A 25,334-nucleotide genomic window follows, 5' to 3' on the forward strand; every position below is an offset into this window, starting at 1 on the left:
TTTTTTGGAACCCATTTTTAGTATACATGAATCTCAAAAAAATTCTAGTAGGCTAGAGGCTAAATTTTTTTAAAATAATAGAATGAAAGCAAGCGGATGCTATATTTTAACACTTATAAATGAAGCGATTTTTCAAAGAAATTAAAATGAACATTGTTATATCAAGGCGTTTCGTTTGTAAAAAAAAGAATAAAGGGGTAGTATTTTGGATAGATAGAACTCAAATGTTCATTAAATACTCACTTTAATTTAATAAATAAATAGAAAGGATGGTTGGAAATGGGAGAAAGAAAACTAATTCCAATTGTAAGTGCTGCTGATAACAACTACGCACCATATTTGAGTGTCACTCTAAAAACGATTTTAGATCATCTTTCTGACGATTATGATGTAGCTTTTCATATCATTGATGATCACATATCTGCAGACAATAAAAAAAAATTAGCAGACGTTATTTCCAATCATACGGCTACGATCGACTACTTAGAAGTTGATTCAGAATTGTATGCGAATGTAATGGAAAGCGATCATATAACACAAACAGCTTACTATAGGATCTCGTTACCAGATTTGCTTAAAGACAAAAATTATGAAAAAGTGTTGTATATAGACAGTGATGTTTTAGTATTAGATGATGTTTCAAAATTATATGAAACGGATATAGGAGAAAAAGCAGCAGGTGCTGTTGTTGATCCGGGACAAGCCTTAGTTCATCCTAGATTAGGAATTGAAACAGCTGACTATTATTTTAATTCAGGATTGCTTTTGATCGATTTAAACAATTGGCGCAAAGCAAAAATTACTGAAAAAACCTTACTATTTCTTGAAGAGCAAATGGATAAAATTATCTATCATGATCAAGATGCCTTAAATGGAACGCTTTATGGGAAATGGTATGCACTTCATCCAAAATGGAATGTTCAAACTTCCCTAATATTTGAAAGGCATCAACCGCCAAATGAGGAATATGCTAAGTTATATAAAGAAGCGGTCCGCCAACCATCCATTGTACACTTTACGGGACATGATAAACCATGGAATTCAGCTGAATACCATCCCTATAATGAAAAATATTTAACAGAATTAGGTAAAACACCTTTTAGCGATAGAACAACCAAAAAAGATATGGTCAACTAGTTTTTTAATTTCACTTTTAAAGTATTAGAAGAGATATTCTTCTAAAAAAATGTTAGTCCGATATCGTTCATAAATATGAATGAGTCAGGATCAGAAAAGCGGCAATTTTAAGGAGGAATCATTAATGGTTGAACAAAGAAGTATCTCAATTGTTTCGTCTAGCAATGAAGCATTTGTACCACATTTGGCAACGCTCTTTCTATCCCTTTTAACAACAAAACAAACACATACAACGTTTCACTTTTATGTAATTGATGATGATATTTCACTACGGTCAAAATTCCTGTTAAATCGGACAGTTGGGGAATTCAATGCTAGAATCAGTTATGTTACGATTGACCCCACCGATTTTTCAGGCGCAGTAGAAAGTGACCGTATTCCACAAACCGCTTATTACCGTATCTCAATTCCGAATTTATTAAAAGAAAATAAACGTGCGATTTATATGGATTGCGATATGATCACGTTAGAAGATATTGAATCCTTGTGGGAAGCTGACTTAGGTGAAAAACTGTTAGGTGCAGTAGAAGATGCGGGGTTCCATGATCGGCTAGAAAAGATGGGAATTGAAAGTGAAACTGATCTTTACTTTAATTCAGGTCTTATGGTGATGGATCTAGAGAAATGGCGCGAAGAAAAAATAACCGAAAAAGTTTTAGGCTTCATTGAAAACAATCCTGGAAAATTAACATTCCATGATCAAGATGCATTGAATGCTATTCTACATGATCGATGGTTAGAACTTGATCCGCGTTGGAATGCTCAAACGTACATGATGTTACAAGAAAAGGAACATCCAACGATTCAAGGACAAGCAAGATGGGATGAAGCGACAAAAAAACCAGCTGTCATTCATTTCTGTGGACATGCGAAACCATGGAATGCAGATTCTAACCATCCATTTAAAGAAAATTATTTTGATATTCGCGGAAAAACCTTTTTCCCAATCAAAAAAGAAACCAAATCACTCTAAGGAGCAGCAAGACAAATTCAACCATAATAGAGAGATGAGCTGGAACTTTTTGTTCCACTTCATCTTTTTTTGGTAGTTAAGTACTATACTTCAAATTCTTGAGATTATTTTTAAAGAGCTGACCGTAAAAAAAATGGTGAATAGCTTTCTACATAAATACAATCAGCGAGCAGAATAAGTGTATTCACTTTCTTAATCAAATATAATGTATAGGAGATCATGGGTTGATTTTTAAGAGCACGACTATTCAAAAGAGTCCGATGAATAACTTTTGTACCGCTGATATTCTTGATTTAGTCTAAAGGGTAAAGTGAAAAGTAAGATAAGGAGGTACATCCATATGGAAAGCATTAAATGGGTTTTGCAATACGTTAAATCAAACAAGGTGAAAACGCTGGTGGGAATTATTATGGTAGTAATAGTTGCTGTATTGAATATCGTTTCACCATTGATCGGCGGAGAAATCGTTGATAGGGTAATCATTAATGAGCAGAATAATATGCTTATCCCCTTATTAGCTCTCATGATAGGCTCAACAGTATTACGCACAGTATTAAGATATGTGTATCAAATCATGTTCGAACGGATAGGACAGGATGCCATCTACCAAATAAGGGAAAGAATGTACAAGAAGCTCCAAGAATTAGATTTTGCATTTTTTAATAATACACGAGTAGGAGATATTATGGCTCGGATGTCAGGAGATACGGATGCCATTCGTCATGCAATTTCATGGTTATCGTATAATGTCTTAGATAATCTTTTGCTTTTAGTGTCAGCTATTTTAGTTATGGGGTTCATAGAATGGCGGCTAATGTTAGCTTTATTGATCGTTACACCGTTTATTGGTTTGTTGACGGTTTTATTGTCGGGAAAAGCAAATGCTGTTTATTATGAGATCCGAGAAAGTTTTTCTAGATTAAATTCAATGGTAGAAGAGAATGTAAGTGGAAATAAAGTTATCAAAGCCTTTGCTCGAGAAGATTATGAAAAAGAAAAATTTGATAAGTTCAATGATGATTACAAACAACGCAATATGGATTCTGCAGATGTTACAAAAACATATTTGCCGCCATTAGAAACGCTAGCGGGGTTCTTATCGGTCATTACGATAGGCTATGGAGGGTTTTTGGTGATCAACGGTTCAATGACTCTAGGAAATTTAGTTACCTTTAACGGCTTTATCTGGATGTTAAACTTACCTATGCGAAATGTTGGCTGGTATGTAAATGATCTGCAACGATTTATTGCTTCTTCTTATAAAATTAGAGAACTTTTAGCTGCTAAGCCAATGATCCCAATTGAGGAAAAAGAATCAGCTAAAACGATTCAAGGGATCGTTGAATTCCAAGATGTTTCATTTTCATTTGCAGATGACCCTGAAACACCTATCTTAAGCCATATTTCTTTAAAGGCTAAACCGGGTATGACGATTGGTATTTTAGGGGAGACGGGTTCTGGGAAATCAACGTTGGTCAACCTTATTTCACGTTTTTTTGATCCTACAGAAGGAAATGTATTGATTGATGGTATTAATGTAAAACAATGGAATGTAAAAGAATTGAGAAGCCATATCGCCATTGTTATGCAAGATGTCTTTTTGTTTTCAGATTCAATCAAAAAAAATATTTCATTTGGAACACCTGGAGCAAATCTTGAAAGAGTTCAAAAAAGTGCAAAAGTAGCAGATGCAGATCCATTTATCCAACTTATGCCTGATCAATACAACACGTATTTAGGAGAGCGGGGCAGCGGATTGTCTGGTGGACAACGACAAAGGTTATCTTTAGCAAGAGGATTAATGAAAGATCCTTCTATTCTCATTTTAGATGATACGACTTCTGCCGTGGATATGGAAACGGAAGTGAAAATCCAACAAGGATTAGGCGAATTAATGGAAGGGAAAACAACCTTTATTATTGCCAATAGGATATCTTCTGTAAAAAAAGCTGATGAAATTATCATCCTATCTAAAGGTGAAATAATCGAAAGAGGAAATCATGCTTCATTACTGGATAAGAAAGGCTACTACTATAAAATTTATCAGAAACAATTAGGACAATCTGATGAAGAGGAGGTGGGGACAAATGGGACAGACTAATCCCTCAACTGAAGAAAAAAACAGTCAAAAAAATACCCATCTCATAAGAAGAGTAGTGACGTATTTAGCACCTTATAAAAGTGGGTTTTTAAAACTCATTTTTGCGATTTTAGTTTCCAATTTTGTTTTGGTCCTGGGACCCTATTTTACGAGTGTAATCATAGATGAGAGCATCCCAAATAAAGATACAACGCAACTAACTTGGATCATTGTTTTATTTTCAATAGCGCAGTTATTTGGCGGGTGGTCTTCAAGATACCGTATCAAAAATATCACCTTATTAGGCCAAAATGTACTGAGAGATATGCGTACAGATATCTTCGTCCATTTGCAAAAACTACCCTTTTCATTTTTTGATAGTCGTCCACACGGAAAAATCGTTACACGTGTCGTGAATTACATCAATTCATTAAGTGATCTGCTGTCAAACGGTTTGATCAATGTACTATCTGACATAATGAGTTTAGTCGTTACGCTAGCCATTATGTTCGCCATGGATGTTCGATTAACGCTTTACAGCTTTATTTTATTGCCGATCTTATTTATTGCAACGGTTGTGATCCAAAATAAACAACGCAAAGCATACGAAGAGGTCAGCAGCAAACAAGCGAGTTTGAATGCGTATATTCATGAAAGTGTAGCTGGAATAAAGGTTACTCAGTCTTATACAAGAGAAAATGTTAATAAAGATATCTTTGCGGAGGTTAGTGAAGACCAGCGCACCACTTGGATGCATGCAGTGAAAATCCAATTTCTATTAGCCCCATTTATCCAAAATATTGCAGCAATCACTATTTCAATTATTTACTTTGTTGGTCTGAGTAATTTTGGTTTTGGTATTGATGTTTCTACCGGTATTTTGATAGCTTTCATCGGTTATGTTAATAACTTTTGGAATCCAATGATCAATATTGGTAATTTTTATAACAGCCTAGTAACCGGTATGGTTTACTTGGAACGCATTTTTGAATTGATGGATATTGAACCAGAAATTCAAGATGCACCGAATGCCTTTGAATTGCCTCCTATCCAAGGATATGTTGTGTTTAATGACGTAACATTCGGATATAAAAAGGACCAACCCATCTTTGAAGATCTTTCGTTCCAGGTTCGTTCTGGCGAAACTATTGCGCTAGTTGGTCCGACAGGTGCAGGTAAGTCTACTATTATTAACTTAATGACACGTTTTTACGATGTAGATTCTGGTGAAATTTTGGTAGATGGGATCGATATTCGAAAAGTAACCTTAAATTCATTAAGAAATGAAATCGGTGTGATGCTCCAAGAGACGTTTATCTTTTCTGGAACCATTCTGGAAAATATCCGTTTTGGTAAGTTAGATGCTACTGAAGAAGAGATCATCCGTGCTGCAAAAATCGTCCGAGCACATGACTTTATCATAGCTTTAAAAGATGGCTATCGTACGGTTGTCAAAGAACGCGGAAGCACCTTATCCGCTGGGCAGCGGCAGTTGATTTCATTTGCACGTACTTTACTGGCTGATCCGAAAGTATTGATACTAGATGAAGCAACGTCTAGTATCGATACGCAAACAGAAATGCTATTACAAGAAGGTTTAGACCGTTTACTGGAAGGTAGGACGGCATTTATTATTGCCCATAGACTGTCTACTATCAAAAATAGTTCGCGTATTTTTTATATTGCAGATAAGAAAATTAGAGAATCAGGCAGCCATGATGAATTGATGGCGCAAAAAGGTTTGTATTATCAATTATATTCAACACAAGCCGAATTATTGAAGAAAATGTAATCAAAAAGATCTGAGATAAAGCCGTAGCGACTCCTTAAATTCAGCTTAAAAAGCTAGTTTTAGGGGTCAATTCGAGCGTCTCAGATTTTTTTATACGATTAAAATGGGAATAATGATTTTTGTTTTTCAGGCATTTTTAATAAAAGCGTGCTATTCTTAAAGTGGAATATTTACAAAGAGATGAGGATCCTAAATGAGTGGTAAAATATATGAAAAAGAGCATCAAATAAAATATTACGAGTGTGATACAAAACAAAAAATGACGATTTCTATGTTAATAAATATCATGCTACACGTATCTGGTGAGCAAAGTTATTTATTAGGAGTAGGAGATGAAGTCGTAGCGGAAAAAGGCTTAGCTTGGATCATCCTTCAATACGAAGTTGAAGTTGAACGGATGCCGGCTTTTTATGAGTCAATTAAAATCACAACACAAGCAAATTCTTATAATAAGTTGTTTTGCTATCGGGCTTTTAAAGTATACGATAGCCAAGGCAATCTATGTGTGACCGTTAACAGTACATTTGCCTTAATGAATGTACAAGAACGTAAGATGGCACGAGTACCAGCTGAACTTATAGCACCGTATGAATCAGAATTTTCTAAAAAATTGATTCGTATGCCAAAACCGGTAAAAGTTGATGAAGAAAAAATGACATCTAAAGAATATCAAGTGAGATACCTTGATATCGATAGCAATTGCCATGTGAATAATTCTAAATACATTGAATGGGCAATGGATACGTTAGATATTGAATTTCTGACAACTCATGAAATAGAAACGATGACGATCAAGTTTGAAAAAGAAGTTCATTATGGTCAGTTGATCCACAGCGAAATAAGCTCAACTAAAAACCAAGAAAACGGTATCGTTACGGCTCATCGGATCCTAACAGAGGGCGTTACAAATTGTGAGGCAAGTATTGTTTGGAAAGTAACAGCCTAAATGAAGGCTTTAAAGGAATAATAGTAATCGCTGTACTTAGTAGCGACTCCCAAAAGTTAGAGTGAAAATCTAACTTTTGGGAGTCGCTTTTTGATGAGAAATAGTTATAGTTATAAATTTAAATTGAAAGCAGTAATAGATTATTTGGAAGGACTTTTTGGCTATATATCAGTCGCCGGAAAGAACGAAATGCCAAGTGTTTCTCCTCTTAAACGGTGGGTCAATGCGTATAAAACAGTGGGGCCAAATGGAGTGCGTAAACAACTGCCTATGAGAAATTCAGTTGAGAAACATATCCTGAATACTATAAAAGGACTATCGGGGTAGAATACAAACTATAAAATAATAAAAAAAATAATACGACTACTCAAAAAAAGGCATCAGGGAGATTTCCCCTGATGCTTTTCTTATACTGAATGGGCTCCTTCACAAATTGCCTTAATGTTCTCTAAAGTGTGCATAGCCGAATTTTCTTCCATTTTATCCGTGACTAGTTTATCGATGATTTTACCGAATAAGTTTTCTGGGGTACCACTACTGTCGATTTCGAAGGTCAATTCAGTACCGTTGTCTTTTTGTACATATATACTTGTTTGTTTGCTAGGGAAATTTCCTGTCATATCGCCGCTCCATTTTGCACCTTCGGGCGTCATCTCGCATGCGGTTACTTCAATCTTTACCGGGAAGTGTATACCCAACATCGAATATTTGGTTTTTACGATAGTCCCTACTTCACCGTCACCTTTGATTCTCTCCGCTTCAGATAAGCCGTTGTAGAATTGTGACCAATTTTCAGGATTTATCGTGTACTTGTAGACTTCTTCCAACGGAGCATTGATGAAAATACTTTTTTTGAAGACTGTCATCTCTTGTCACCTCCTTCCGAACCCAAATACATCAGGATTTTGTAGTTACTTAAGGCCTTTTCTTTCAACAAGGTCCAGACAAGGGAGTGCCTAGCTGGCTTAGAAAGTTTCTGTAAAAGATAGCGTTTTCATATTTTTATCATACTCTTCTTACTCGATTTTGTAAAAGCTAACCTCTTCGTCTTTTGGAAAAACAAAAGTAGTTTTTTCAAAAGACGAAGTTGATTTTTTGTTGACTTAAAAATAGTCTTCTAGGGAACGGTTCAAAGTACTTTGACTCAAGACAACTTGTAGTTTGATTCGTGCTTTTGGACCAGATAATCCATTTGTGAAAATAACACCATCTTCTTTTAGGCGCTTGCCACCACCAACGTAATCATACACATCTTGTGCAATACCGTTAAATGAGCGTGATACAAGAACCACAGGGATATCATTGGCTAGCATCCTTTTAAGAGCAGGCAGAGTAGCAGGCGGTAAATTCCCCGCACCTAGCGCTTCAATAACAAGTCCATCAGTAGTTGGCTGATTGATAGCATCAAATAACGTTCCATCCATACCAGCATAAATTTTAAGTAAATAGACCGTTTTAGCTACATTGTTAATAGCGTAGATTTCCTCTTCAATTAATTTCTGGAAGAATAAGACTTCATTTTTTGAGATCAATCCAATTGGACCAAATGTAGGTGTACGGAAAGTAGCAACATTACTTGTATGTGTTTTAGTGACATAACGAGCAGTATGAATTTCATCATTCATCACGACCAGAACACCTTTTTCTTTAGCATCATCAGATAAAGCTACCCAAATAGCACTTTGAAAGTTGTATAATCCATCTGAACCAATTTCATTGATTGAGCGCATGGCTCCTGTCACAACGATTGGGATCGTTGTCTTGAGTGTTAAATCTAAAAAATAAGCTGTTTCTTCCAATGTATCTGTCCCATGAGTGATCACAACGCCATCTGCTTCATTAGCAGCAATTGCTTTTTCGATTCGATTTTTTAAAAGAAGCATCTCTTTAGGTGTTATATGTGGAGAGGGCAAGTGTAAAAAATCCTCTACGATCATGTTGGCCACATCATCAAACAAGTGACCGCGTTTGTGCAAAGGGTTCTCTGAACTAGGAGAAACTTTTCCAGTTGTTTGATCCTCGCTCATTGAGATGGTTCCACCGGTATGCAATACAAGAATAGTCTTCACAATAATTCCTCCAATACAAGAATAAAAATAAATAAGAGCCTGGTTGTTTTTAAAACTGTTTCGTTAAGCACAATAAGGATTAGTTCGACTAACTCAAAACCATTCTCTATTTGAGTAGGTGCAACAAGCCTTAGTTCGATGAACTCAAAACCATTTTCCTTTTTGAGTTAGTGCAACAAGGCTTAGTTCGATGAACTCAAAACCATTTTCCTTTTTGAGTTAGTGCAACGAGGCTTAGTTCGATGAACTCAGAATAGACATTAGTTTTCAAATATATAGCTTGGTCGTTTTCGTTTCGTTTAGTAGTATACCACGTTTAGAGTCTTTTCCAACATCTGACAATTAGAGCTGAAAGTGGTCGGATTTTTGACAGTTTGCTGTTATTTGGGTATTTTTATTAAAATATCCTTCCAAATGACGGTATTTTTGTGAATATGCTGTTATACTGAAAGAAAATGGACAATTGAAAGAGGTTATTATGAATAAAAAGAAAACATTTGAAGAATTTGCAATCAGTGATGAAATTGTTACGGCGCTAACAAGTTTGCGTTATTTTCATCCCACTAAAGTTCAAGAAGAAGTCATTCCATTAGCATTAGAAGGAAAAGATGTTATTGTAGAATCGCAGACAGGAAGCGGGAAAACAGTTAGTTATGGAGTGCCGCTATGTGAAAGAGTCGATTGGGAAGAAAACAAACCGCAAGTGCTTGTTTTAGTACCAACAAGAGAATTAGCAATTCAAGTAAAAGAAGACTTAATGAATGTTGGTCGTCTAAAGAGAGTGAAAGCCACTGCAGTATATGGCAAAGCCTCATTCGATACTCAAAAATCTGAGTTAAAGCAAAAAAGCCATATCGTTGTAGGAACACCAGGTCGAGTATTAGACCATTTGCAAAAGGGAACTTTTAAAATCGAGGAAATACAATGTTTAGTGCTAGATGAAGCTGATGAGATGCTGAATATGGGATTTGCGGATCAAGTAGAAGCCATTATCAACTTCTTACCTACAGAACGCCAAACGTTGCTTTTTTCAGCAACAATGCCTAAAGAAATTGAACGCATAGCAAGTTTTTACATGAAATCGGACAAACAGTCTATTGTAATTGAGACAAATGAATTATCAAAACCAAAAATCATTCAATCAAGTGTCAAGGTAAAAGAAGACCAAAAGGAACAACAATTGCTGGATTTATTAACAGTAGAAAATGCGGATTCATGTATGATTTTTTGTAATACACAAGAAGCTGTGAATAACTTATACACATTTTTGAGTAAAGCCGGTTTGCCAATTGATAAAATCCATGGCGGAATGGTCCAGGAAGATCGATTCTCTGTAATGGAAGATTTCAGACAAGGAAGATTCCGTTATTTGGTAGCTACAGATGTTGCTGCAAGGGGAATCGATATTGAAAATGTTACACATGTAGTCAACTTTGACGTGCCGGTAGAAAAAGAGAGTTTTGTGCATCGTACTGGCCGTACGGGAAGAGCCGGAAAAACAGGGATGGCATTGACATTGGTTACACCTAGAGAAGAAAGATGGTGGACGGAAGTCAAAGAATACGCTGGTCAAACAGTTATTGAAATTTCGTTGCCAACTACACGTGTCGTTCAAAGTCATAAATCGGCTTTCGAGAAGAAATTACAAGAACGCCCACCTTTGAAGCAAGTTCGTTCAAAAGAACTGAACCGCGACATTACTAAAGTTTATTTTAATGGTGGAAAAAAGAAAAAAATGCGTGCAGTCGATTTTGTTGGAACGATTGCTAAAATTCCAGGTGTTGATGCAGAGGACATTGGGATCATCACGATCCAAGAAAATGTTACTTACATTGATATTTTAAATGGAAAAGGTCCATTAGTGATTGAAGAAATGCAAAGTCGTACGATCAAAGGCAAGACATTGAAAGTACGTAAAGCTAGAAAATAAAAAAAAACACTTACGAAAATAATTATTTTCGTAAGTGTTTTTTTTATTGTCCAATTAATGAAAGTCTACAATTTTTAGTATTGTTGTCCCAAAAGAAATTTCTTCTGGAACACTACTACCATCTGTTAATGGACTATTAATTATATAAAGAAGCAACTTGTTCTTTAACAGACTTATTATCTAAGAAATCATCATAAGTTGTTTCAGCACGATCGACTACTCCATTTGGAGAAATTTCGATAATACGGTTTGCAATTGTTTGGATAAATTGGTGGTCATGTGATCCAAATAAAATTGAGCCTTTAAAAGCAATCAAACCATCATTTAAAGCTGTGATAGATTCTAGATCCAAGTGATTTGTTGGATCATCCATTACTAAAACGTTCGATTTACTCAACATCATTTTAGACAACATACAACGAACTTTTTCTCCACCGGAAAGGACAGAGACTTCTTTTAAAACATCTTCTCCAGAGAATAACATACGACCTAAGAAACTACGTAAGAATGTATTATCATTTTCTTCAGCAGCAGCGAATTGGCGTAACCAATCAACAACGGTCAACTTTTCATTAGTAAATTCGTCAGTAGTATCCTTTGGTAAATATGATTGAGAAGTCGTTACTCCCCATTTGAATGTACCTGAATCAGGTTCCATTTCGCCCATCAATATTTTGAATAGAACAGTAATGGCAATATCATTTTTACTAGTGAAAGCAACTTTATCGTCTTTATTCAATGTAAAAGTAATATTATCTAATATTTTTTTGCCATCAATTGATTTAGAAAGATTTTCAACACGCAGTAAGTCGTTTCCGATATCACGATCAGGTGTAAATCCAACAAATGGATAGCGACGAGAAGAAGGTTGAATGTCATCTAATGTAATTTTTTCTAACATTTTTTTACGGGAAGTTGCTTGTTTTGATTTAGATGCATTCGCACTAAATCGAGCAATAAAGGCTTGTAATTCTTTGATTTGTTCTTCTTTTTTAGCATTTACGTTACCTAGTAATTTAGAAGCTAATTGGCTTGATTCTAACCAGAAATCGTAATTCCCAACATATAACTTGATTTTACTAAAGTCAACGTCAGCCATATGCGTACATACTTTGTTTAAGAAATGACGGTCATGTGAAACAACGATAACGGTATTTGGGAAATCAATTAAGAATTCTTCTAACCATTCGATCGATTGAGTATCTAAACCATTGGTTGGCTCATCCAATAAAAGAACATCTGGTTTGCCAAATAGAGCTTGTGCTAACAATACTTTTACTTTTAAGCCTTCTGTTAATTCGCTCATCTTTTTATCATGCATATCATCTGAAATACCAAGACCTTGAAGCATAACAGCTGCTTGAGGTTCAGCTTCCCAACCATCTAATTCAGCAAATTCGCCTTCTAGTTCAGCTGCTAAAATACCATCAGCATCAGTGAAATCTTCTTTCATGTAGACAGCATCTTTTTCTTTCATGATTTCATATAAACGTTTGTGACCCATGATAACTGTTTCTAAAACAGTAGAATCTTCAAAACCATAGTGATTTTGACTTAGAGTAGTCAAACGTTCATCGGGACCCATAGAAACATTACCGGTTGAAGGTTGGATCTCGCCAGCCAAAATTTTCAAGAAAGTTGATTTACCTGCACCATTTGCACCAATAAGACCATAACAATTGCCTGGAATGAATTTTATATTTACGTCATCGAACAATTTTCTATCTGAAAATTGTAAACTTACATTAGTTACTGTAATCATTTAATTTATTTACCCCTATTCTTTGTATATATCTTGACTATTTTAGCACAAATAATCAATAAATGCGATGCTTGGGATTCTTTTCTTGTCAAATCGGCAGTATTCTATTGTAAATGCTCAAAAAATAGTATCTATTTACAAATATCATACGTGAAGACAAAATAAAGAGAAGTAAAATCGTATCGTTAGACTATAGTTAATTTTAAGATTATAATAAATCCGAGTTAGTCAATAAAATAATTAAAAATAGGAGGAATTAGATAGTGGAAAAACAAGTGGAAGTACAAGAACAATTAAATGACCTAGTTGCAACTTTTGGTGTCTTTAACATAAAATTGTATCAACATCATTTCTACGTAAAAGGACCTCACTTCTTTAACCTACATGAAAAATTTGAAGAACTTTATGATGGGGTAACTGAACAATTTGATGAATTAGCAGAACGTCTTATTGCAATTGGCGGCAAACCTTACGCAACTTTAGGAGAATTTTTAGAATACTCTTTAGTTAAGGAAACACCATATAATGGAAAAGAAACGGCTGAAGAAATGGTTGCCTCTACTATTTCCGATTATAAAATTATTGGCGAAAAATTACAAAAAGGAATCGAACTTACTGGAAAAGCAGGAGATGACCCAACACAAGACTTGTTGATTGGGTACAAATTTGGCATAGATAAGACGGTTTGGATGCTGCAAGCTTATTTAGGTAAAGATCCTCTAGATGCTTAAAAAATAAAAAAATTAAAAACAAAGAGCTCTTAGGTGCTAATCTAAGGGCTCTTTTTAACGGTTGATTTCTGCAAAAAGGTATAAGATCAAGGAATCACTTTGTAAGATGTGTAGTTGATTACGGTAATGTCTGGTTCGATCGTAAATTCTGAACTTCTTGATATCTTTGGTTGGGATCTTTAATAAACAATCGTTTTGTAAAATAACTTTTAAGAAGAGTGAATCAGGGACAACAATCAAAAAATCGGTTAAATCTTGTTGTTGTTCAAGAATAGCTGGCGGCTTAACGACCAAACGAATCGTTTTGGAGCGATACAAAGAATCTTTTTTTACTTTTTGGTGGTCCATTTCGAAAGAAAAGAGCAAACCATCCTTCATAGAAGGTGGATTTAAAGACAAAGGCAGTAAGTATTCTTTTACATGGTTAGTTAAAGGTTCACTTAGTTGAGTGACAGGAAGGACCTGGGCTAGGTGCAATTGGCCCTTTTGTACAGTGAATTGATTCAAGTAAGTTGGGCTATTCTTGTGTTTGTCATATTGGATAAGATCATGATGATCCCATACCGATTGAGAAGCAAAGTGTTGATTTAACTGATACACTCGCGCTGCTTTTTGGTGTTCAAGCTGGTCATAGTAGTAATGGGAAGAAAGTAAATATTCAAAAAGGCCCGCTTCTCCTGCAGACAGAGCCATCCTCCCTTTAGTAGAAAGTGAAATAGAATAAATCGGTTGTTCCCATATTCGAACTTTTTGAGCGTCTTTTTTTGTTAAAGGATAACGATAAAAGCCGCTATAGTCAGAAAAATATAAGATATGATTGAATATCGCACAATCATAAATTGGCTCAACAAAAGAAATGGTGCGTTCTAAAAAAGGTGTCAACTCTTCAAGGGTGACATATAATTGCTCAGTAGGCTGAGGCTCAAGGTAAATAGGTCGATCAATGTCAGCAAGTTGCTTCATCCATTTATTCCAGTCATAGACGTTCAATTCTTTTTGAGAAGTCCATAAATAAAATTTCCCACTGTAGAGCTGAAAATCATGGAATTGGCCATCAATGATCAATTTTGTCGTTAGTAAATGCTCTTTATCCATTCAAACACCCCGTTCTAAAGCTGAATCTTTCATCTATTGTACCATTTAATCGATTAAAATTAATAAAAAATGAAAATAGAAAAAAATATTTGCTATCCTTTTTTTGAATGAGATAATAAAAAGAAAAAATGAAAAGGAGATAAAAAAATGACTGAAAAGAGTATATGGCTAATACAAGAAACGACAAAAGAACAACTTCAAACCTTAAAAGATCTAGCTCCGGAATACAAGTTGATCAATGGATGGGAAATAGACGAAAAAAATGTTCCCTTAAAGTCTGTTGAAATCATATATGGATGGACAGGGCAACGATCAGAAGAACTGTTATCGGAGGGTAAACATAATTTGAAATGGGTACAAGGGAAAGCCGCTGGTGTCGATTTTCTTGAATTAGAAAAGCTTAAGGAGAACAAAGTGTTGCTGACTAATGGAAGTGGAATACATAGTATTTCGATTGCAGAATCAGTTTTTGGTATGTTGCTAGCTTATGCTCGAGGCATTCAAAAAGCTGTGAAAGATCAACAAACAAATAAATGGGAACAAGTAGATAAGCTAATGGAATTGCACGGGAAAACTATTATGATCGTTGGGACTGGTAAAATAGGCGTTGAAGTTGGTCGCTTAGCTAAAGCATTTAATATGAAGACAATTGGCGTAAATCGTAGTGGAAGAGAAGTTGCTTACATGGACCTGTTGATTAAGCAGCCAAGGTTAATTGAACAAGTGAAACAAGCTGATATCGTAGTAAATATTTTGCCGCTTACGGATCAAACCCATCATTTTTTCAATCAAGAGATTTTCTCACAAATGAAGAATGGAACTCTTTTTATCAATGTTGGAAGAGGCCAGACGGTTAAAACGGATGATTTAATAGAGGCTCTTGATGGTGGAAAATTAGCATTTGCCGGATTAGATGTTTTTGAAACCGAACCTTTGTCAGAAATAAGCGCATTATGGACCAGAGAAGATGTTTTGATCACGCCGCATATTGCTGGGATCGCAGAACACTTCAAAAAAAGATTGTTTGCCATTTTTGAAGAAAATCTAAAGGCATACTTAGCTGGAGAAACATTGCCAGTTAATTTAATAGACTACGAAAAACAGTATTGATCACACATTAAAAGAAAGTTGACAGCTTGAAGTCTAAAGGAATCCTTGCTCGTTACAAAGTAAGGATTCTTTTTATGAAAGAAAAACTACTTGTATGAGGAGGCCAAAAAAGCTATTATTTAAGTTACGTGTTGCATAAATACGTTAGAAAGGACGGTTTTATGAAAAAAGAATTATCATTATCTTCCTACTTATACATAGGATCTATGTTGTTTGGTTTATTTTTTGGAGCAGGAAATTTAATTTTTCCCGTTCATATGGGTCAAGCAGCTGGAGCAAATGTAAGTTGGGCTACATTAGGTTTTTTAGTAACCGGTATCGGATTGCCATTTTTAGGGGTAATAGCGATTGGGCTTTCTAAAAGTAACGGGTTATTTGATTTAGCTAGTCGTATTCATCCATTATATGGTTATTTTATGACAGTCGCATTGTATTTAACGATTGGACCATTTTTTGCACTTCCAAGATTAAGCACCGTTTCTTATGAAATTGGATTGACACCTTATATCAATCCAGCTTATCAAACAATTGGGTTAGCCATTTTTTCTATCTTATTTTATGGATTAGCACTATTTCTTTCTTTAAAACCCACAAAGATTTTAGTCTATGTTGGGAAAGTATTGAATCCTATTTTCTTAGTCTTTTTAGGTATTTTAATTTTAACGGCGTTTATTCGTCCAATGGGCGGGATCGCTGAAGTACCCATTACCGGTAACTACATCGATCAACCGTTTGTCAGTGGCTTTCTTGAAGGCTACAACACAATGGATGCATTGGCTTCTCTTGCTTTCGGGATCGTGGTTGTTCAAACCATTAAAAACCTTGGTGTGACAAAACCGAGTGAGATTGCAAAAGATACAATTAAATCTGGGTTGATCAGCATCATTTTAATGGGTATCATTTATACTAGCTTATCTTATTTAGGAACAATGAGTGTTGGGCAATTTCCAATTTCAGAAAATGGCGGAATCGCTTTAGCACAAATTTCGCAATTCTATTTTGGCTCATTAGGCAGCGTGTTGCTAGCGGTGATTGTAACCGTCGCATGTTTGAAAACGGCTATTGGTTTAATTACAGCTTGTGCAGAGACATTTAAAGAAATGTTTCCTAACTCTATCAGCTATAAATCTTACGTAGTTGTTTTTAGTGTACTAACAACTGCAGTAGCTAATATTGGTTTAGCAAATATTATTACGTACTCATTACCGGTATTGATGTTCTTATATCCGTTAGCTATAACACTGATTTTATTAGCATTATTATCTCCTTTTTTCAAAAATCGTCAAGTAGTCTATGTTAGTACGACAATTTTTACATTAGTTGTAAGTATCGCAGATCTATTAAACGCTTTGCCTGAAAGCATTCGCGGTTTGAATGGTGTCCAAGGTTTCTTAGCTTTTTGTAGTGAGAATCTTCCTTTGTTTACAATTGGAATGGGATGGCTCTTGCCAGCTTCAATTGGATTTGTAGTTGGTATTGTGATCAGTCTAGTTACTAAACCGAATCCTCGTGTCAGATAAGACGATTTAATGGACTCGATTCAAAATTAAAAAGAGCAGTGGAAACGATTTTCGTTTCCGTTGCTCTTTTTATCTGCAAAATATTACAAATAATCGTTAATAACTGTAATAAGGTCTTCTGAAGTATTATAAATGGCACCATTCATTTTTATAATACCAACGGTGTAAAGATTGATATAAGAGAATTGAGATTCTGCGACTTCTTTTAAAGCGGCTAATTTTTGCTTGTTTTCAGCACCTTGCTGACGTGAATCGGTATATAAACCAATAATAGGAATACCAGCTTGATAGGCAATCCCGATTTCGGTAGCAACACCAACATCAATAGTGGATCCGTCCAAAATGGCAACCATCAATTGGCTTGCTAACAAGGCATCCGTGTCATATTTAGCGATAGCCATAGAATCAGCGTAAGCATTTTTATCATTGATCTCACCTTGCTCTTGAGGAACATAAACTTCAATTTCAGGATAGGTTTCGCGAATACTTAGCACAATTTTTTCATTATAAAGTCGCTCCATTTCTGAAAAGAGCGGGCTTGCAAAATAGATTTTTTTTGACATTTTTTCTCCTCCTAATACGATTATTACAATTTTAGCATACTATAAAAAGATTTTGTAATAAAAAGTAACCGTAAAGAAATATAACAAGGTATCTTTTTCGTTATAATCATTGGAGAGCAAGAAAAGAAGATAAAAAAGTAGATAAAGAAGGGTGTTGTCAATTTGTGAGTATAAAAAAACTAGTTTCTAGCCTTATGATGGCTTTAGTATTGGTTAACGTCATTCCTACAACAGGTTTTGCAGCGACATTAAATGAGATTGAATCGCAACAAACTATAAAAGAAAAAGAAATGGCAGAAATCGATAGCGAAATCAATAAAGCATTAACAAAGGTAAATGAAAAAAATAGTGAGCTAGAAGGATTAACTACTCAAATTGATGTTTTAAAAGAAACAGTCCAAGCAACCGGTGAAACGGTCAATGAACAAGAAGAAGTTGTCGAAGAACGTTTGGATCAAGCTAAAGAACGTATCTTATCAATGCAAACAACCGAAATCAACCAGAACGTAGTAGTATCATTATTTGAATCTGAAAGTGTTACAGATTTATTTAATCGTGCCTATGTTCTCGTTACCTTACAATCAGCTGGAAATGATCAATTAGAATTAGCTGAAGATGAGCAAGAAGAGTTAGCAGCATTAAAAATTGAACTTGAAGATAATTTAACTTTATTAGAAAGTCAAACAAATGAAGCTAAAGAACAAAAAGTTGAATTGGATACGCAAGTTGCAAGTCTTCAAGAAACAATGGACAACAACCAAGAAATTTTAAATGAATTAGATAAACAACGTACTACTGAAGAAACAAGAATTGCTGAAGAAGAAGTTAAAGCAAAAGAAGAAAAAATAGAGGCTGAAACAGCTGGAAAAGAAGAAAAAGTATCTGCTGCAGCAATTGAAACAAAAATTGAGAAAGAAACTGCAACAGTAACGAAGACAGCAAAAGCTTCTTCAAATGATCAAGCAGAAAGTAAAAAACAAGAAGCAACAGTGGAAACTAAAACAACTGAAACAACTAAAGCTGCTGAAAGTACTAAAACAGCTTCAAAAGGAAAATCAATCGTTGTATCTGCAACCGGTTATTCAACAAAACAAGCTAATTTGAGTACTCATACAGCTACTGGGATCAATTTAGAAAGCAATCCAATGGTTATTGCGGTAGATCCACGTGTGATTCCTTTAGGTTCTATAGTTGAAATACCGGGATATGGCACGTTCATAGCTGGTGATACTGGTGGGGCAATTAAAGGCAACAAAATCGATATCCATTTTTCTACTGTTCAACAAGCTAATAATTTTGGTAGAAAAACGATTACGGTCAATATTTTAAATTAAGAGTTCTTTTAGAAAAGGTGAGTCAAATGGCAGATCAAGTAGAGATAGAATTTTATTTAGATAGTGATGAAGTAACTTTTTTAGAATCATGGGAAGATAAGTACGGTGAACTCAATGAAGAACAATTAGAAAAGTTGTACCAAGAAATTGCACAAGATATTGAATCAAAATATCAGTCTGGTGAACATCAACTTGGAAAATCGTTCTCATATAAAGAGGTTAAAGTAGGTTACTCAGATTACAGTACATTTAATAATTGGTTTTTATTTAGTGCTGCTAAAAGATAATAAAAAGGTTGGAAGCAACGACAGAGGAATATTTCTGTCGTTGTTTTACTGTTTAGTGGTAAACTAGTTAAATAAAAATAATACCCAATAATAAAAAAATGAATTACTATAAGGAGAATCATGAACATGGTTAGTACAAATATTAATAATAAACTGACGTTACTTCCTGATTTTCCAGGATGCTACTTAATGAAAAACAAAGAAAATGAAATTATTTATATCGGAAAAGCTAAAAATTTGAAAAAAAGAGTCCGTTCTTATTTTAGAGGAACACATGAAGGAAAAACCCAACTGCTGGTTGATGAGATCGCAGATTTTGAAACTATTATCACCTCAACAGATAAAGAATGTTTATTGCTCGAAATTACATTGATCAAAAAACACTTGCCGAAATACAATATTAAATTAAAACAAGGAACAAGTTACCCGTATTTAAAAATTACAAATGAAAAAGATCCACAACTGATTATTACATCTGAAGTGAAAAGGGATGGGGGTCATTATTTTGGCCCTTATCCAAATGTATATGCAGCGAGTGAAACACAACAATTCATTCAAAAAGTATATCCATTGAGGAAATGCAACGGATATCAAAAGAGAGCGTGTTTGTACTATCAACTCGGACAATGCATTGGCCCTTGTGATCATGAGATACCTAAAGCAGAATACGATGCTCAAATCGATAAAATAAGGCGTTTCTTGAATGGCGATGTAAAGGAAATCAAAAAAGCGTTGAAAAGTAAAATGATACAAGCAGCTGATGAAATGGCTTTTGAACGAGCAGCAGAATACCGTAATCAAATTCAATATATCGAAACGACCGTAGAAAGACAAAACATCATCACCAATGATTTTACGACGAGAGATGTTTTCAGTTATTATATGGACAAAGGTTGGATCTCGATTCAAGTATTCTTTATTCGACAGGCTACGTTGATCAAGCGAGAAGCTACTATCTTTCCTTGTTATGATACACCGCAGGAAGAATTAGCGTCTTACATCGTTCAATTTTATCAAGAAGAGAACCATTTGTTACCGAGGGAAGTGTTGGTTCCAAGTGGCCTAGACACCAAAACCTTATCCGAAGTATTAGAAATACCAGTCAAGGTTCCGTTACAAGGACGTAAAAAAGATATGTTGGATCTCGCAACTAAAAATAGTGAAATTTCGTTGAATGAAAAATTCCAGCTCATTGAAATGGATGATCGTAAAACGATTGGCGCAATCAAAGAGCTGTCAGAAGCATTGCACTTGCCTCTGGTCAGTCGCATCGAAGCATTTGATCATTCTAATATTCAAGGAACGAATCCGGTTTCAGCGATGGTATCTTTTCTGGATGGACGACCAGATAAAAGTAATTACCGAAAATATAAAATAAAAAATGTTTCTGGAAGTAATGAATTGGCTACAACTGAAGAAGTTATTCGAAGACGCTATGAGCGACTTTTAAAAGAAGGTAAGCCGTTACCAGATTTGATTTTAATGGATGGTGGGAAAATCCAAGTTAATGGGGCCATCAATATCCTTGAAAATGAACTTGGATTATCAATTCCTGTAGCCGGTATGGTAAAAGACGATAAACATAGAACTTCTTCCCTAATTTTTGGAGAAGACCTTCAAAAAGTGACCCTTAAAACAACTAGTCAAGCTTTTTACCTTATTCAACGGATCCAAGATGAGGTCCACCGTTTTGCGATTACATTTCACCGTCAATTACGTGGGAAAAATAGCTTATCTTCTAAGTTGGATCGTATTGAAGGAGTTGGACCAAAGACAAGGACAAAAATATTAAAGCATTTTAAATCAATGAAAAAAGTAAAAGAAGCAAGTGTTGAAGAAATAAAAGAACTTGGTATCCCCCTAAAAACAGCTGAAAAAATTAAAGAAGCTCTTGAATAGAGAATTGAAAAAGCCGAGACAAAGGAAAAATCCTTTGTCTCGGCTTTTAATGTTGAAACAAATTAAAAAAGCTTAGTATTAGGGTCAGCTAAAATAGTTACTTTATTATTGATTTATCTACCACCGTTTTTTAAAATTAAACTATTTTTTGTGGTCTAATACAGCTAACAGTCTTAAAAAATGGGCTGATCATCATCATTTAGAATTAGGACATTGTCATTTATAAGACCGCTATCACTGCTTAGAACCAGAGCATTTTTAGATTGATTATAATCTAGCTTCATCTTTTCGTCTAAGAAAGAGAGACTCCAGCCTTGAATAGGTAAGTCACCTAATGATGTTGGCAATGTTGAATCAAGTTCAGGATCGTTTTGCTGTGTGATTTTTAATAAAAAGATACCATTATTTCCACATGTACAGCCAATTCTAGATTCATAATAGAGCACTAGCTGACCCAGATGGTGAGAGCAAGCATGCTTGATTTTTTGTTGAGCACGTTCAGTAATGTCCAAAAACATGTAAACGACCTCCTTTTACTTCTTTAAATTTATGATAGCCCGAACAAATAGACTTGTCCAGTAAAACCATATAAAAGCGGTAATAAACCAGTTGCAATTTTATAAGTAAAGAGGTATATTATTCATCGTGGACATTCGAAGTCCACATTAGAAGTGCGGATGTATAGTTTACAAACAAGAAAGAAGGAAAATAATGAAGTTAACAAAAGGTTTAGAACAAGCAATCTGTATCTTAGCCATGCTTTCTACTCAAGATAAGCGGATTCCGCTCACTTCGCATGCACTAAATGATCGCTTAAAGGGAACGTCTCATTCTTATATTCGAAAGATCATTCGAAAACTAGTAGTGGGCGGATTAGCAACATCGATTCCAGGAAGTAACGGCGGTTTTACATTAGCAAAAAGACCAGAAAAAATTAATTTATTAGAAATTGTTGAAGCACTTGAAGGAAAAATCATTACTTATCCGAATTCTGGGATGATCAACCAAGTTTTCTCAGATATCAGTAAAAAAGCTATCAACGGTGAAAAAATATTAATGAAAACCTTTGAAGAAGCGGATAAGCATTATACAGAGTTCCTCAAACAGCAAACCGTAGACCAGCTTATCTGGTCTACGATAGGAAATAGTGAATTACCGGTTATGGATTGGAATAAGAGATAAGGATCAATTGAAAGGAATGTATGTAGTAATGGAAATGTTAAAAAAAGAATGGAAGGAATTAGTCTCTAATAAAATGATGCTGATTTCTTGTATCGTTATGTTATTTATACCTATTATGTATGCTGGATTCTTCTTGAAATCAAACTGGGATCCTTATGGGAGTACAGACGAATTATCTGTGGCGGTAGTTAATTTAGATCATGCTGTCGACTACCAAGGTACACAACTTGATATAGGAACTGATGTTGTTAAAAAGCTCAAGGGAAATGAGACATTAAATTGGCATTTTGTGTCTCAAGAAGAAGCAGAAAAGGGTTTGGAAAACCGTGAGTATTATATGGTAATGACACTACCGTCTGATTTTTCAACAAATGCTGCGACCTTGATGGAGACAGATCCAAAAAAGATGATGATCGACTATGAAACAAACGGGTCTTTAAATTACATTGGAGAGGTCATCAGCAATTCTGCGGCAAAAGAAGTCAAATCAGAGGTATCTGCTAATGTAACAAAAGCTTATACTGAAGCAATTTTTGAACAAATAAGCACTATCGGAGCAGGTTTTTCAGAGGCGGCAGATGGGGCTTGGAAAATCAACGAAGGAACTGGAGAATTAGCTGATGGAAGCCAAAAATTAACAAAGAATCTAGAAAAGTTAGCTTCAAGCACGTTGACATTTAAAGAAGGGACACAAACGCTTGAAGTTGGAGTAAGAAAGTACACAGATGGAGTGGCACAGGTAAACAATGGAGCAGAACAACTAAATAATGGAATCAATCAACTATCTTCAAATGTAGGGCCATTAGAAAATGGTGGATTGCTTTTAGAAAATGGTTCAACAGAACTAACAAGCGGACTAAAGACTTATACTGCAGGCGTTTCACAGCTTGCTGATGGAACAAAAGTATTGAATGAAAATTCTTTAGCCCTACAAAATGGTACTGTTGAAGTTAGCAATGGTATTGATCAAGTTAAATTAGGCAGTGATCAATTGTTGACCGGTTTGAATCAACTTTCCTCAGAATTAGATCAAAGTTTATCAACTGAAAATGCTGAACAGTTGGAATTTTTAATGGGAAACTTGTCTTCGATGAACGAAGGAATTCAAAAATTAGATGTTCTTCTCAATGAACAAACGGGTGGTGCCGACTTTAGTGGTATCCAAACGAATTTACAACAATCTGGAGCAAGTTTAACCGAAGTTGCTCAAGATACCGGAAAAACGGGGGAGAGTTTAACTAAAGTAACAGCTGCAGTTGATACACTTGAGAAAACCGTCCAATCAGGTAATGAAGCGACCATTTCAGCATTATCTGGTACAACGGTATTCAACAATCTATCTTCTGAACAGCAAAATGAATTGTTGAACGCGGTAGAAACAACAACAACTAACCTAAAAGATAGTGAATTAAATGAATTGACTACAATTAAAGAGCAAATCGATAATACAAGTCAAAATATAACCCAAACGGTATCTGATGCTACTGAAGCCGGTACTTCATTAACTAATTTGCAGACAGAATTGGTAGCCATTAGCGGATTTACTGATCAGTTAACTGAACTTAAAGTGCAAGTAGATACGTTAGCTCAAAGTTCTAACAAACTATTGCCAGCAACGAATCAAGCAATGAGTGAGTTGATTGCAGGTTTAACAGGCATTCAATCAGTTTTAGAGCGACAAGGAACTAACCAAAATAAAGGGATCATTCAAGGGATGACTGAATTGAATCAAGGTTTAGCCAGTATCCAAAGTGGTTTGTCAGGAGAGAATGGTCTAGTAGATGGAGTAACAAACTACACAAATGGAGTGAATTCATTACAATCTGGAACAGATGAATTGAACGCAAATTCAACAGCATTGAATACAGGTTCTGAACAACTAAGCAATGGTATAGGACAATTAACCGCTCAAATGCCAAATCTTGTTGCAGGGATCGATCAATTGAATAGTGGTTCAAATCAGTTAGTCCAAGGAACATCTCTTCTGAACGAGAATTCAGCTAGTCTGAATAATGGTGTAACAAAATTAGCAGAGGGGTCCTTACAACTTAATGAAGGTTCACAAGCATTGAGTGGTGGATCGCAAACATTAGAAAACGGAATTAAAACATTAAAAGATGGAACCAGTCAACTAACGACTAGTTTATTAGAGGGTTCTAAAGATGTTAATGAAGTAGATGCAACGGATAAAACAACGGATATGTTTGCAAGTCCGATCGATTTAAAACAAGAAAAATATAGTGAAGTCGCAAACTACGGTGTAGCATTAGCTCCGTACATTATGTCGATGGCACTGTATATCGGAGCATTGGTCTTCACGACGATCTACCCTGTCCGCAAAAAAGCACTTCAAGGGCAATCAAGCTTAGCTTGGTGGCACAGTAAAAATTCAGTTGCCATGCTTGTTGCAATTTTGATGGCTGTTATTGAATGTGGGATTTTGTTAATGCTCGGTTTAGAAGTACTATTTGTCGGGAAGTTCTTTTTATTGGCGATACTTACTTCACTAGCATTCATGTCTATTGTATTAACGTTAGTAGTTGCATTTGATAATGTCGGCCGCTTTTTAGCAATGGTATTACTTGTTTTGCAATTAGGCGGTTCTGGTGGAACGTTCCCTATGCCATTGACGAATGATTTCTTTCAAGTTATCCACTTACTGTTGCCCATGACCTACTCAGTTTATGGGTTTAGACAAGCCATTAGTAGTGGTTTAGGAAATGATGTTTATTGGAAAGCAAATGTTGTTATGATCAGTATAATACTAGTTTTCAACGGCTTACTTATACTGACGATGTTTATTCTAGAAAGAAAGAGCGTAAGGAATAATGAATATGAAACAGAGGAAATAAAAGAACTAGCTGAAGTATAGGCTAAATAAAATAGTTAAAATAAAAAAGATTCCCCACTACGATTTTGTGTAG

At 35.2% G+C, this 25,334-nt stretch carries 21 protein-coding genes; 15 read left to right on the plus strand and 6 right to left on the minus strand.

Going from position 1 to position 25,334, the window contains the following annotated elements; translation table 11 throughout:
• The first annotated feature begins 279 nt into the window (after nucleotides 1–279).
• The 6 genes from J7E16_RS04815 to J7E16_RS04840 all read left to right on the plus strand — a co-directional run bounded on the left by J7E16_RS04815 (nucleotide 280) and on the right by J7E16_RS04840 (nucleotide 7,255).
• Complete coding sequence (locus J7E16_RS04815) at nucleotides 280–1,137, plus strand: glycosyltransferase family 8 protein (protein ID WP_214889344.1); 858 nt, start codon at nucleotides 280–282, stop codon at nucleotides 1,135–1,137.
• Between the two features lie 124 nt (nucleotides 1,138–1,261).
• Nucleotides 1,262–2,110 carry a glycosyltransferase family 8 protein gene (locus tag J7E16_RS04820; protein WP_214889346.1) on the plus strand — a complete coding sequence of 283 codons (849 nt, stop codon included), beginning with the start codon at nucleotides 1,262–1,264 and terminating at the stop codon, nucleotides 2,108–2,110.
• Nucleotides 2,111–2,450: 340 nt separating this feature from the next.
• Nucleotides 2,451–4,211, plus strand: a complete 1,761-nt coding sequence (locus J7E16_RS04825; RefSeq protein WP_214889348.1) for an ABC transporter ATP-binding protein — start codon at nucleotides 2,451–2,453, stop codon at nucleotides 4,209–4,211.
• Entirely contained in the window at nucleotides 4,198–5,982 is a 1,785-nt protein-coding gene (locus tag J7E16_RS04830; RefSeq protein WP_214889351.1) for an ABC transporter ATP-binding protein, read from the plus strand. The genes J7E16_RS04825 and J7E16_RS04830 overlap by 14 nt, the downstream gene beginning before the upstream one ends.
• A 193-nt stretch (nucleotides 5,983–6,175) precedes the next feature.
• Nucleotides 6,176–6,928, plus strand: a complete 753-nt coding sequence (locus J7E16_RS04835) for an acyl-[acyl-carrier-protein] thioesterase (protein ID WP_214889353.1) — start codon at nucleotides 6,176–6,178, stop codon at nucleotides 6,926–6,928.
• Nucleotides 6,929–7,021: 93 nt separating this feature from the next.
• A complete protein-coding gene (locus J7E16_RS04840) occupies nucleotides 7,022–7,255 on the plus strand; it encodes a transposase (protein ID WP_214889356.1) in 234 nt (77 codons plus the stop codon).
• A gap of 80 nt (nucleotides 7,256–7,335) precedes the next feature.
• Here J7E16_RS04840 and J7E16_RS04845 read toward each other — a convergent pair whose 3' ends face one another.
• Together J7E16_RS04845 and J7E16_RS04850 are read right to left on the minus strand one after the other, a co-directional pair.
• Nucleotides 7,336–7,794 (minus strand): SRPBCC family protein, encoded by a 459-nt coding sequence (locus J7E16_RS04845; protein ID WP_214889358.1) that lies wholly within the window; start codon nucleotides 7,792–7,794, stop codon nucleotides 7,336–7,338.
• Nucleotides 7,795–8,031: 237 nt separating this feature from the next.
• Nucleotides 8,032–8,997, minus strand: coding sequence for an asparaginase (locus tag J7E16_RS04850; RefSeq protein ID WP_214889360.1), 966 nt, complete (start codon nucleotides 8,995–8,997; stop codon nucleotides 8,032–8,034).
• Between the two features lie 478 nt (nucleotides 8,998–9,475).
• Between J7E16_RS04850 and J7E16_RS04855 the strand changes: the two genes are divergently transcribed.
• Nucleotides 9,476–10,927, plus strand: a complete 1,452-nt coding sequence (locus J7E16_RS04855; RefSeq protein ID WP_034546127.1) for a DEAD/DEAH box helicase — start codon at nucleotides 9,476–9,478, stop codon at nucleotides 10,925–10,927.
• 136 nt (nucleotides 10,928–11,063) lie between these two features.
• Here J7E16_RS04855 and J7E16_RS04860 read toward each other — a convergent pair whose 3' ends face one another.
• Nucleotides 11,064–12,689 carry an ABC-F family ATP-binding cassette domain-containing protein gene (locus tag J7E16_RS04860; protein ID WP_214889363.1) on the minus strand — a complete coding sequence of 542 codons (1,626 nt, stop codon included), beginning with the start codon at nucleotides 12,687–12,689 and terminating at the stop codon, nucleotides 11,064–11,066.
• A 263-nt stretch (nucleotides 12,690–12,952) separates the two neighbouring features.
• On the opposite strand from J7E16_RS04860, the gene J7E16_RS04865 reads away from it, so the two are divergent.
• Entirely contained in the window at nucleotides 12,953–13,420 is a 468-nt protein-coding gene (locus J7E16_RS04865; RefSeq protein ID WP_214889365.1) for a Dps family protein, read from the plus strand.
• 54 nt (nucleotides 13,421–13,474) lie between these two features.
• On the opposite strand, the gene J7E16_RS04870 is transcribed toward J7E16_RS04865, so the two are convergent.
• The gene (locus J7E16_RS04870; protein WP_214889368.1) at nucleotides 13,475–14,515 is read right to left on the minus strand and encodes a hypothetical protein; all 1,041 of its coding nucleotides are present in this window, start codon (nucleotides 14,513–14,515) and stop codon (nucleotides 13,475–13,477) included.
• A 147-nt stretch (nucleotides 14,516–14,662) separates the two neighbouring features.
• Here J7E16_RS04870 and J7E16_RS04875 point away from each other — a divergent pair, with 147 nt between their 5' ends.
• Both J7E16_RS04875 and brnQ read left to right on the plus strand, forming a co-directional pair.
• Complete coding sequence (locus tag J7E16_RS04875) at nucleotides 14,663–15,625, plus strand: phosphoglycerate dehydrogenase (RefSeq protein WP_214889371.1); 963 nt, start codon at nucleotides 14,663–14,665, stop codon at nucleotides 15,623–15,625.
• Between the two features lie 161 nt (nucleotides 15,626–15,786).
• The gene (brnQ, locus tag J7E16_RS04880) at nucleotides 15,787–17,145 is read left to right on the plus strand and encodes a branched-chain amino acid transport system II carrier protein (RefSeq protein WP_214889374.1); all 1,359 of its coding nucleotides are present in this window, start codon (nucleotides 15,787–15,789) and stop codon (nucleotides 17,143–17,145) included.
• Nucleotides 17,146–17,228: 83 nt separating this feature from the next.
• On the opposite strand, the gene J7E16_RS04885 is transcribed toward brnQ, so the two are convergent.
• On the minus strand, nucleotides 17,229–17,708 hold the full coding sequence (locus tag J7E16_RS04885; RefSeq protein WP_214889376.1) for a nucleoside 2-deoxyribosyltransferase: 480 nt from the start codon (nucleotides 17,706–17,708) through the stop codon (nucleotides 17,229–17,231).
• 164 nt (nucleotides 17,709–17,872) lie between these two features.
• Here J7E16_RS04885 and J7E16_RS04890 point away from each other — a divergent pair, with 164 nt between their 5' ends.
• The 3 genes from J7E16_RS04890 to uvrC all read left to right on the plus strand — a co-directional run bounded on the left by J7E16_RS04890 (nucleotide 17,873) and on the right by uvrC (nucleotide 21,228).
• On the plus strand, nucleotides 17,873–19,042 hold the full coding sequence (locus J7E16_RS04890; RefSeq protein ID WP_353049860.1) for a 3D domain-containing protein: 1,170 nt from the start codon (nucleotides 17,873–17,875) through the stop codon (nucleotides 19,040–19,042).
• A gap of 26 nt (nucleotides 19,043–19,068) precedes the next feature.
• Entirely contained in the window at nucleotides 19,069–19,329 is a 261-nt protein-coding gene (locus J7E16_RS04895) for a hypothetical protein (RefSeq protein WP_034546108.1), read from the plus strand.
• A 126-nt stretch (nucleotides 19,330–19,455) separates the two neighbouring features.
• Complete coding sequence (gene uvrC / locus J7E16_RS04900) at nucleotides 19,456–21,228, plus strand: excinuclease ABC subunit UvrC (RefSeq protein ID WP_214889380.1); 1,773 nt, start codon at nucleotides 19,456–19,458, stop codon at nucleotides 21,226–21,228.
• Nucleotides 21,229–21,401: 173 nt separating this feature from the next.
• Here uvrC and J7E16_RS04905 read toward each other — a convergent pair whose 3' ends face one another.
• Nucleotides 21,402–21,746 carry an iron-sulfur cluster biosynthesis family protein gene (locus tag J7E16_RS04905; protein ID WP_214889382.1) on the minus strand — a complete coding sequence of 115 codons (345 nt, stop codon included), beginning with the start codon at nucleotides 21,744–21,746 and terminating at the stop codon, nucleotides 21,402–21,404.
• 193 nt (nucleotides 21,747–21,939) lie between these two features.
• Here J7E16_RS04905 and J7E16_RS04910 point away from each other — a divergent pair, with 193 nt between their 5' ends.
• Together J7E16_RS04910 and J7E16_RS04915 are read left to right on the plus strand one after the other, a co-directional pair.
• Nucleotides 21,940–22,410, plus strand: coding sequence for an Rrf2 family transcriptional regulator (locus tag J7E16_RS04910; RefSeq protein ID WP_214889383.1), 471 nt, complete (start codon nucleotides 21,940–21,942; stop codon nucleotides 22,408–22,410).
• Between the two features lie 28 nt (nucleotides 22,411–22,438).
• Nucleotides 22,439–25,282 carry a YhgE/Pip domain-containing protein gene (locus J7E16_RS04915; protein ID WP_214889385.1) on the plus strand — a complete coding sequence of 948 codons (2,844 nt, stop codon included), beginning with the start codon at nucleotides 22,439–22,441 and terminating at the stop codon, nucleotides 25,280–25,282.
• Nucleotides 25,283–25,334 lie beyond the last annotated feature (52 nt).

Origin of the sequence: Carnobacterium sp. ISL-102, from assembly GCF_018612935.1 — a bacterium.
In the GTDB taxonomy this organism is placed as follows: domain Bacteria; phylum Bacillota; class Bacilli; order Lactobacillales; family Carnobacteriaceae; genus Carnobacterium_B; species Carnobacterium_B alterfunditum.

Bases quoted from the DNA above. Each gene is read 5' to 3' on its own strand.
- J7E16_RS04815 (WP_214889344.1), top strand. From the start codon at position 280: ATGGGAGAAAGAAAACTAATTCCAATTGTAAGTGCTGCTGATAACAAC.
- J7E16_RS04820 (WP_214889346.1), top strand. From the start codon at position 1,262: ATGGTTGAACAAAGAAGTATCTCAATTGTTTCGTCTAGCAATGAAGCA.
- J7E16_RS04825 (WP_214889348.1), top strand. From the start codon at position 2,451: ATGGAAAGCATTAAATGGGTTTTGCAATACGTTAAATCAAACAAGGTG.
- J7E16_RS04830 (WP_214889351.1), top strand. From the start codon at position 4,198: ATGGGACAGACTAATCCCTCAACTGAAGAAAAAAACAGTCAAAAAAAT.
- J7E16_RS04835 (WP_214889353.1), top strand. From the start codon at position 6,176: ATGAGTGGTAAAATATATGAAAAAGAGCATCAAATAAAATATTACGAG.
- J7E16_RS04840 (WP_214889356.1), top strand. From the start codon at position 7,022: ATGAGAAATAGTTATAGTTATAAATTTAAATTGAAAGCAGTAATAGAT.
- J7E16_RS04845 (WP_214889358.1), bottom strand. From the start codon at position 7,794: ATGACAGTCTTCAAAAAAAGTATTTTCATCAATGCTCCGTTGGAAGAA.
- J7E16_RS04855 (WP_034546127.1), top strand. From the start codon at position 9,476: ATGAATAAAAAGAAAACATTTGAAGAATTTGCAATCAGTGATGAAATT.
- J7E16_RS04860 (WP_214889363.1), bottom strand. From the start codon at position 12,689: ATGATTACAGTAACTAATGTAAGTTTACAATTTTCAGATAGAAAATTG.
- J7E16_RS04870 (WP_214889368.1), bottom strand. From the start codon at position 14,515: ATGGATAAAGAGCATTTACTAACGACAAAATTGATCATTGATGGCCAA.
- J7E16_RS04875 (WP_214889371.1), top strand. From the start codon at position 14,663: ATGACTGAAAAGAGTATATGGCTAATACAAGAAACGACAAAAGAACAA.
- brnQ (WP_214889374.1), top strand. From the start codon at position 15,787: ATGAAAAAAGAATTATCATTATCTTCCTACTTATACATAGGATCTATG.
- J7E16_RS04885 (WP_214889376.1), bottom strand. From the start codon at position 17,708: ATGTCAAAAAAAATCTATTTTGCAAGCCCGCTCTTTTCAGAAATGGAG.
- J7E16_RS04895 (WP_034546108.1), top strand. From the start codon at position 19,069: ATGGCAGATCAAGTAGAGATAGAATTTTATTTAGATAGTGATGAAGTA.
- uvrC (WP_214889380.1), top strand. From the start codon at position 19,456: ATGGTTAGTACAAATATTAATAATAAACTGACGTTACTTCCTGATTTT.
- J7E16_RS04905 (WP_214889382.1), bottom strand. From the start codon at position 21,746: ATGTTTTTGGACATTACTGAACGTGCTCAACAAAAAATCAAGCATGCT.
- J7E16_RS04910 (WP_214889383.1), top strand. From the start codon at position 21,940: ATGAAGTTAACAAAAGGTTTAGAACAAGCAATCTGTATCTTAGCCATG.
- J7E16_RS04915 (WP_214889385.1), top strand. From the start codon at position 22,439: ATGGAAATGTTAAAAAAAGAATGGAAGGAATTAGTCTCTAATAAAATG.